This is a genomic window from Caballeronia sp. NCF2 (genome assembly GCF_023631205.1).
Classification (GTDB): domain Bacteria; phylum Pseudomonadota; class Gammaproteobacteria; order Burkholderiales; family Burkholderiaceae; genus Caballeronia; species Caballeronia zhejiangensis.
Map to the genome: position 1 here is coordinate 1 of NZ_JALQDN010000103.1, position 7,780 is coordinate 7,780.

General features: G+C 58.5%; 13 protein-coding genes. 4 read left to right on the forward strand and 9 right to left on the reverse strand.

Going from position 1 to position 7,780, the window contains the following annotated elements; genetic code table 11:
* The coding region (locus NCS02_RS35885) for a helix-turn-helix domain-containing protein (protein ID WP_284504576.1) at nucleotides 1-544 on the forward strand (544 nt) is incomplete at its 5' end.
* Between the two features lie 117 nt (nucleotides 545-661).
* Here the strand turns inward: NCS02_RS35885 and NCS02_RS35890 are convergent.
* The 9 genes from NCS02_RS35890 to NCS02_RS35930 all read right to left on the reverse strand — a co-directional run bounded on the left by NCS02_RS35890 (nucleotide 662) and on the right by NCS02_RS35930 (nucleotide 5,220).
* Nucleotides 662-802, reverse strand: coding sequence for a hypothetical protein (locus tag NCS02_RS35890; RefSeq protein WP_250520363.1), 141 nt, complete (start codon nucleotides 800-802; stop codon nucleotides 662-664).
* A gap of 69 nt (nucleotides 803-871) precedes the next feature.
* Nucleotides 872-1,537 carry a Lar family restriction alleviation protein gene (locus tag NCS02_RS35895; RefSeq protein WP_250520362.1) on the reverse strand — a complete coding sequence of 222 codons (666 nt, stop codon included), beginning with the start codon at nucleotides 1,535-1,537 and terminating at the stop codon, nucleotides 872-874.
* Between the two features lie 99 nt (nucleotides 1,538-1,636).
* On the reverse strand, nucleotides 1,637-1,825 hold the full coding sequence (locus tag NCS02_RS35900) for a hypothetical protein (RefSeq protein ID WP_250520361.1): 189 nt from the start codon (nucleotides 1,823-1,825) through the stop codon (nucleotides 1,637-1,639).
* Nucleotides 1,826-1,876: 51 nt separating this feature from the next.
* Nucleotides 1,877-2,272: a DUF7682 family zinc-binding protein gene (locus tag NCS02_RS35905; RefSeq protein WP_250520360.1), complete on the reverse strand. Its 396-nt coding sequence runs from the start codon at nucleotides 2,270-2,272 to the stop codon at nucleotides 1,877-1,879.
* A 70-nt stretch (nucleotides 2,273-2,342) separates the two neighbouring features.
* Nucleotides 2,343-2,642, reverse strand: coding sequence for a hypothetical protein (locus NCS02_RS35910; protein WP_250520359.1), 300 nt, complete (start codon nucleotides 2,640-2,642; stop codon nucleotides 2,343-2,345).
* Nucleotides 2,643-2,650: 8 nt separating this feature from the next.
* Nucleotides 2,651-3,160: a hypothetical protein gene (locus NCS02_RS35915; RefSeq protein ID WP_250520358.1), complete on the reverse strand. Its 510-nt coding sequence runs from the start codon at nucleotides 3,158-3,160 to the stop codon at nucleotides 2,651-2,653.
* Nucleotides 3,161-3,214: 54 nt separating this feature from the next.
* Nucleotides 3,215-4,426, reverse strand: a complete 1,212-nt coding sequence (locus NCS02_RS35920) for a DUF1173 family protein (RefSeq protein ID WP_250520357.1) — start codon at nucleotides 4,424-4,426, stop codon at nucleotides 3,215-3,217.
* Nucleotides 4,410-4,739, reverse strand: a complete 330-nt coding sequence (locus NCS02_RS35925; protein WP_061138273.1) for a hypothetical protein — start codon at nucleotides 4,737-4,739, stop codon at nucleotides 4,410-4,412. Before NCS02_RS35925 ends, NCS02_RS35920 begins: the two co-directional genes overlap by 17 nt.
* A gap of 34 nt (nucleotides 4,740-4,773) precedes the next feature.
* Nucleotides 4,774-5,220, reverse strand: coding sequence for a hypothetical protein (locus NCS02_RS35930; RefSeq protein WP_250520356.1), 447 nt, complete (start codon nucleotides 5,218-5,220; stop codon nucleotides 4,774-4,776).
* A 440-nt stretch (nucleotides 5,221-5,660) separates the two neighbouring features.
* Here NCS02_RS35930 and NCS02_RS35935 point away from each other — a divergent pair, with 440 nt between their 5' ends.
* The 3 genes from NCS02_RS35935 to NCS02_RS35945 are packed head-to-tail and all read left to right on the forward strand — an operon-like array spanning nucleotide 5,661 to nucleotide 7,389.
* A complete protein-coding gene (locus NCS02_RS35935) occupies nucleotides 5,661-6,236 on the forward strand; it encodes a hypothetical protein (RefSeq protein ID WP_250520355.1) in 576 nt (191 codons plus the stop codon).
* 29 nt (nucleotides 6,237-6,265) lie between these two features.
* The gene (locus NCS02_RS35940) at nucleotides 6,266-6,826 is read left to right on the forward strand and encodes a hypothetical protein (protein WP_250520354.1); all 561 of its coding nucleotides are present in this window, start codon (nucleotides 6,266-6,268) and stop codon (nucleotides 6,824-6,826) included.
* A gap of 32 nt (nucleotides 6,827-6,858) precedes the next feature.
* Nucleotides 6,859-7,389, forward strand: a complete 531-nt coding sequence (locus tag NCS02_RS35945) for a hypothetical protein (RefSeq protein ID WP_250520353.1) — start codon at nucleotides 6,859-6,861, stop codon at nucleotides 7,387-7,389.
* Nucleotides 7,390-7,780 lie beyond the last annotated feature (391 nt).

Genomic DNA, 7,780 nt, shown 5'->3' on the forward strand with positions numbered 1-7,780 from the left:
CTTACGCGGCGGCGCCAAACAAAAAACTGGGGAAATTTACTTCGACGAAAATGAGGAGTATCTATCCGACGCTGACACTCAACACGCAAACCGGTCTACTGGCTCGACGATCCCCGACGGCTATACCAAGACTCAGTGGAAGGACCATTTCTATACGGTTCTAAAGCGCCATGGTGTGACGAAGTCTGGCTTGGGCGTGACGTGCCACGGCCTGAGGCATCAGTTCTTGCAGCAGATGTTTGAAAAATACACCGGCGTTCCTGCGCCGATCAAAGGCAGCGACCAGAGGGCCGACCCGGCGCTCCACCGCGAAGCGATGCAAGCCGTGGTTGAGGCGGCGGGCCATAGCAAAGAGCAAAAGGCCGGCGCTTACCTGTCTAGCTTTTCTGTCCAGAGGCGGCTGAAGGCACCTAAGGTGACATTAGAACAAGTCCACGAGGCACTCGCAGCAACCGATGGCAATAAGAAAGCAGCGGCGATCGCCCTGGGCATCAGCAGAACAGCCCTGTACCGCGTTTTACAATGCGAAAAGTTCGCCGACTAAGGGGGGTGTGCATATCCGGCGAAATTTGTAACAGTGGTTTTTCGCTTTCAATTCAACATCTTAATCCTTGGTGCTGGCTGAGAGGGACGCTATCCGGATAGCGTCCCTCTGGGATTTTCAGTCCGAAAGCCAGCTCAACTGCGGACTTGTCATCGCGTGATACGTCAGGATCACGCCGAGGGCGAGCAGCGTAAAAAGCTGCGGCGCTAGTTTGTTGCGGAGTCGGTAGGCGGCGACGATGTACTGGATGGGCGACATATTCGGTCCGTGTTTGCCGTGTCTAGTTTGTAGGTCCCTTCAGTATGATCGGAACCGAATGAAGTCAAGTCACCAGCGGTTGCGGTCGGGGAGGTCATCGACCGCCTCGTTGACGCTGTTTTCAAAGTTGCCTTCGTCACCGCCTGTCGCGGGAATCCGGGGAAACTGGACCGAAGCGATTCCGTCAATGTATATGCGCTTCGCTAGCTGCTGCAGCTTTCGGTATCGCGCCGCATCGCGGAGGACTGTGTCGACTGGCCAGAACTCGCTCATTGTAATTTTGCTGTCGGCGATTTTCTTTGCGAGCATCTGGAAAATGGGCCCGCGTTTCTCCCAGTCGTCTTCGTTCCTCGAGAGAAGGTCAATCAGGTAAGCAGCGTCGACTGCGCTAATTTCTTTCCTGACGAGCTGCAGCAGATCTCCCTCGGTGGCTTTCGGCCGCCGCATCCGCGCATTCCAAATCTCGCCGGCTTTATCCAGGGCCTCATAGCGGTCGTTGCCGATCGGGACCCAAGGCGTCTGCATCCCACAGTCTTCGCAGAAAATGCAGCAGATCTTCTCGTAGGGAACGTCGTACGGTGAGCGCGGTTCCATGTCTTGCATGGGCGGCGCCAGACTGTTGCCGAGGCGAGCGAAGTCGCGCTCAGGAGCCGACGGACGGCCGACTAATCGCTGGGAGAATCCGAAAGACCACTTTCCGCCGCAATGGTCGCAGGGAAAAAGCTCGTCAGTCATGGCACTGTCCTGTCGCCGGCTCGCCGGCGGTTCTAGTTTTGTAAGCCGCCGTAAATTATAGCTACCTGCGTGAGGGCGCCCGACCGCGCTGGCCGAAAGTCACCTTTCCAGCCGGCCCACTAGATTTTTCAGTGCCACGAGTTGCTTCTCGAGTTCATCGGCAGACAGTCGATGCAACTCGCGTTCGTCGTCGCTAAGCGGAATGCCGTTCGGCATGCGCTCACTTTCGACGATGTCGCGTAGTGCGTTGATCGCGGTTCTCAACGCCAAAGTCGGTCCGACCTTCATCGCGAGCACCTCCTTGAGAGGATTACGGCGCGAAGCGTGAGTCGAGGGACGTCATGCCGCTACGCGGTTCGCCGCAATCCCATTGTAGTCTTCGTGACTGACGAGGCGTAGCGGTGCGAGCGATGGGGCGTCAAAGAGCAGGCGATAGGATCGGCCAACTGGCACGGAAACCAGCTTGCCGGCCGAGGACTTGATGAACTTTCCGTCGAGTGAAAATGGATGCACGCCGCTACTGACCTTTGCGAGCAGATCTCTTGCCTCTCGTTGTACGGCCGAGAGGTGTCGCACAATGGACAGATCGATCGGATCGTCGGTGGTCGCGACTCGCTTCGCAGTGCGCTTCTCCTCGAGGTCGAGACGACGCTGGGCCTTCTGCTTCTCGGCCGCCGCGCACGCGTGACAGTATTTGCCCTTGCCGCTGTGACCGCATTCGAAGCTTCGTTTCATGGTGCATTCCTGAGTCGTTGGTGATCTATTGCACCACTGTTCGACGGTTGGTCAAGTGTCGGTAGACGACTTATTCGGGCTTCTTTTCGCCCGGCGACATAGCATCGAGTTCCCGCGATAACTCTAGGATTCGAGCGTCGGCGAGCTCGATTCGAGATTTGAGCCGGTGGATGTGCCCCATCGCCAAGGCGTACTGCTCGGACATCATCGACAGCGCCCAAAACGGACTGAGCGTGACATGACAATCGGCGCACATGACGATACAGCCGTGTTCGATGAGCCGAAGATTTCGATGTGCACACTTGGCCTTAACATCGCGGGGCGTGTTAGGAGCGACGGCTCGCTTGCCGAACGGAATGACCTTGCGCATCGACGGTCTTATGAATGACGCATGGCCGTATTGATTGGTGATGTTTCGACGGCTGCAATGGCGTTAGGCGCGAACAAGATGCTGGAGATGGCTGGGTCGCGGCGATAGTGGAGTTCAACGACATCGAGGAATTCGCGAAAAGATGCGGTATCACCGGCGGCGACCCCCTGGTCCCGATTCGCGAAGCGAAGGTCGGTCGGCGCGAACGCGTGCTGCTCTATCCATTTAACGTGCTCAACGTTGGGCAACCACCACCGGTTCCAGCGTATGGTGAAAGCGAGCCATCCCTTGCCTGACCGCTCCAGTTCATCCCAAGTCGCGTGGAAGTCGAGTATTGCACCGAGGGAACTGAAGAACACCGCGCGCAGGGACGTTTCGTCCGCAGCAGCAACGACGATCTGCTTGCGTCGTTCATCCACCGCGTCGATGGTGCTGGCCATCGCGAGCGCGGGGTAATTAACTTGCCAGTCGGCGTTACGCGCGACTGCTCGAGTCAGAAAAAACGAGTTCGAGGCCATATCATTTGCTTAACAGTTACGGATGCGCTCAAAGTAGCCTAGAAGGAGCGACCGTCAAGTCAACGGTTTAGGAAGTCGTACAGACGCGAGTTCGGCCGGCGGTATCCACTCAACGCACGGCTTTGCGTCGCGCGCGTACAGCGCCCGTTTCTCTTTCGTGCGGGCAAGGTATTGCTCATTGCCTTGCATCCCATATATTTCGATCGCCGTCGGCTGTCGGGTGTCCGTCAGTTGAAAGTCGGGCAGCATGACGTCGCCGGCCTCGAGCCTCAGAGGCTTGATAAAGCGTCGGCGCTCGGCAACGAGCCGGTTGGCCATCTCCACCTCATAGCTCGAATCGCAGGGAAGGAAACCGCTGCTGCACAGTTGCAGCGCAAGATCGATGATCCGAAGGTTTCCGTCCCGCGTCCGCTCGATCAAGGCGAGAATCACGACGCGCGCACTAGCGTTACCGATCATCGCCCAGGCGGACCTAAACGACGCGGCGGCCGATTCGATAACGGGTGGGGAGACGAAGAATGTGCGCTTCGTTTGGCGCAGCGTGACGACGAAGCCGTACTTCGAGGCCATCACGCCGCGGAGCTCGCCGAGCACCAATCGGCGTTGAGATGCTTGGGGTGTGTTCGTAATCTCGTCTAGAAACGCATTGAACTCGGCGACAATGGATTGCGCTTGGCTCTCGTCGTGTCGACGCATGACATGCAAGACCTCGTGGATAGGCTTACCGTTAAGCTTGCCATCGCCAAGAGCGGCCACGAGGTGTGCGTTGCACTGGCCCCAACCGCGGGTAGAACCGCCTTGCCAGACGTGCAAATTGGCCTCGAGCCAAACGCGTTGCAGCAACCCAAGGAGCGGCGCGGCGCGGCGAGTTGTGGTGGTGAGCGATGAGCCGCCTTCAGCGCGTATCGACCGTTCGAGCGTTCGAACAGATAGCGAGACGTCGAGCTTGACGTTCAGCCCAGCGGGCGTTTGCTGGATTGCACTGAGGGCGTCGGGCGTACTTCCATCTTTGATGGACGCGGCGGCATAGAACGGACATGAGATCTCGTCGTGGTTTGGCCCGTCGTCAGGCCATCTTGCGAGATGAAAAAGCGCGCCGTAGCGTCGCACAACGAGGCGCAACAGTTTGCCTGCGACGCGCTCCCGGCAGTGGCATATAGCGTATCCCGGTGACTTTTTTGCGCGTTCGAGCTGGCGCGCGTACCGCGCCGGGTTGTCTTGAACGTCTTCGAGTGCGACTGTGAGTCCGTCAAATGACACTTGCACGATGTCTTGAGGCCTCGCTCAGTGTGAGGTCCACCTGATTGGCAGGAACCTTGTGGATGTGTGCGCGGGTCCCGAGGAGATTGGCCACTTTGCGTACGCTCAGGCAAAACTGCTCGGCGTGCTCGCCGCTCGGAAAGCGAAGGCCGATCGTCTTTACAGCGCCGGGCGCGGCTTCGTCGCGCGAAAAGACGGAGCCGGTTCCGACCAGCGCGTCGATCCAGCTGTCGGGGAAGCCCGGAGACGGTACAGAGTCAGCACGCGCGCCGGCGGGGTCCTTCGTGAAGTCCTCGAAGCTAACAACGATCAGATTCATCTTGTTTTGATAAGGCGAGATAGGTCGCACGGCGCTAGGCGGCAATTGCATTGGCTTCGCGCGTGACTCGGCCGCGAGCCACGTGCGCGTCGTAGAGCGCAACGGCCCCCATGATGGCGACGATCGCACTGAAGGCGCATGCCGCCAGCAAAGCTGCTAATCGCTTTTCGTTGGCAGCGAGTTCTGCCGCGCGCAGTCTTTCTGCTGAGTCCAGATCACGTCGCTGCGCTGCTAGGGCTGCAGCAAGCGCCGTCTCGTCCCTGAAGCCGTATTTCGACAGCAGCAACGGACGGCCAGCGGCCGGGACGTGTTCCATCGCGTCGGACAAGCCCTGAAGTCGTGCGGCGATGCTTGTATCAACGACGACCTGAACGGCTGAGCGTTCGATCGTGAACTGGCGCGCGACAACGCTGACCGCTCCGGTCATGCCGATGGCTGAGGCACTGAGGAACGCGATGGTCGCAATGTGACTTATTTTCATGGACGTGCTCGAAGGGATTGCACGCACGCGCGTGCACCTCGGAATTCTGATCTCAGCAGGCCAGCGGCGGACCGGCGAAAGGGAGCCAAATCGTTGCGTCTTTTGACGAGAATCAGATCGAGCACCGCATGCGCGAGATGCAGGAACACCATGCGGGTCTGTGTTGACGATCGAAGATCAGCGCGAGCTGTACCGCGCGCTCGATCGAATGCGCGAAGAACTGCGTCTTAAGTAAGCGAGGAAGAGGTATGACTCAAACGTCAGCGAGAATGCGATGACCGTCTCAACCGCTCCTGCTCAGCAAATTGCTAGAAAGGTGTCAGGCGCCGTTCTCAACTACAACCGATCTTTCTTGAATTGGGCGCGCCGCGAATCTATTCTCCTTGGCTGAAGGCGGAGCCGCGCGACATTCGCTGTGCCGCCACTCAAAGGAGAGGCGCATGCGTCGCTTGCTCATACTCGTCGTCTCCCTTCTTTTAAGCACCACCTCGCTTCATTTAAGTGCTGGTGCCGACAAAGACGGGGACCGAATTCGACATGAAGATCACCGCGTTCTCAAGGTGTTCGATGCGCAAGGGAAGCTTATTGGACGCCTGGCGTCTTACGGCGGCTACGACGGTGTCTTCCTGTCCATCGACGGCGCGCTGGTCTTCGCTAGAGTCACCCGCCTGAACAGCAATTTCCACTCGTACGACTCGGCTAAATTCCAGTGGTCGGACTCTTTCCTGCTTCGCTATCCCACTCCTACGTGCAGCGGCTCGCCGGTCATTCCTGTCGACACCGGTCCGCGGCCCTCCGTCGCCGTTAGAAAAGGCGCTGACGTCACACTGTTGATTGCGGGCGATACTGACTCGGTAGGCTTTCAAATCGTAGCAGTCCTCGAAGGTACGAACTGCCACCCTCCCTCAGGCGGAGGACACTATCAGCCGCCCCCGTCGCCCGTGCCTGGCTTCGCCGCCGAAACCAGCTATCCCTTAACGGCGCATTATCCCGAGCCGCTCACCATACGCTATTGATTGTTTGAGATCGGTAGGGGAGGCGCATCATGTATCGAATTCTTCTTTTCCTGCTTGCCGTGTTTGCGAGCACAACTTTTGCCGATGAACGAGAGCAGAGGCACCATCATGCCAATGACGAGCTGCGCCTGCCGGTGGTCTATGACGCGCAGGGCAAGGCGGTGGGCTTTCTTGAAGTTTACTCCGGGGTCAACGGCGTTTTTCTGGACATAGAGGGCAGGGCCGTTTTTGTGGCAATCGATCACAAGCGCGTGGGTGCGCTTCAATACACAACCTCAGAATACGAGTGGGTTGGTGCTGGCTTCGTGCCGTACATGTCGCACGACTGCAGCGGAAGCATAGCCGTCGCCGACGCTGGCAGTCCCGCACCGGCGATGCCGGTTAGAGAAGGTGCCGATGTGACCGTCTACATCGCAGGTACGGAGCCGTCCGGCGGCGTGCAAGTGTGGTCCTACAAGACAATAAGCGCGCTCACAGGCGTGGCGACCTGCACAGGCGTACCGTTCGATGCGGGTGGCAACAGTTGGCCGATCAAAAGCACCTACCCGCTTACTCAGCACTTTCCCGAGCCGCTGCGCGTCTCGTATTGATTTGCCTTTGAGGCGTCTCGACGGAGGGCAACATGAAGCCATCCTTGATTGGAGCACTGCTGTTGAGCGTTGTAATGACGGCGGTGGCCGATGAGTCTGTGCGTCACCTGCGGCACCACCCCGTGCGCGTGTTCGATGCGAATGGGCATGTTGTCGGCGATCTCACGATCTTCGGGGCGCTGAACGGCGTAGCCTTCACCGTGGGAAACGCGACCACGGTCGTGCCCATCGAGCGCTTGCAAGATGCGAGTCGTCGCTTTTCAGCGACCGACTTTCGGTGGGTAGCGGCCGTCGGTGTCTCCTTCGCGTCCTCCGATTGCAGTGGAGATCCGATTCTTGACTTAACGAATGGGCCCCACGCCACCTTTGCTCTGAGGCGGGGCAACGTTGTTACGCTGTACTTTGCCGCCGATGGTGCGCAGCGAGTGTTCACGGCAAATTCGTTTCTCGACACCACCACGGGATGCCAGCAACGACCAGGCTTCGGCGTGGAGGGCTGGGCGGTGGGAGCAACCCGTGTCATCAGTGACGAACATCCGGAACCGCTGACGATCGGTTACTGAGGCGGCGAGGATCGTTGCCGAACCGCGGGAGTGGTGGATTCTTCGTCGGTCTCGATGCCCCGCATCTCGGCACCGCCTTGCGCAATCAGACGAAAACCGATTACCGTTAGCGCTTATGTCGCGCGCTTGCCCGTTCTCTACCGAACGAGATGTATCGCAAACATCGGGCGGCGACTGAGGTTATCCCCAAGGTTACCCACAGAAACTGTGGATAGCGTTTCTAGGCCTGAGCACGAAAGGCACCATGAAAAGATCGCCTTTCGTGTCAGCGGCGGAACCTCGTGCATGTACTGTTGCACTATCACCCGCGCTTCTATTGAGACTTACGTAAGTCATGACATCTATATGAACGCATCCCTTTTGCGCTAGTTTTTGTGTGTTTTGACGTCGG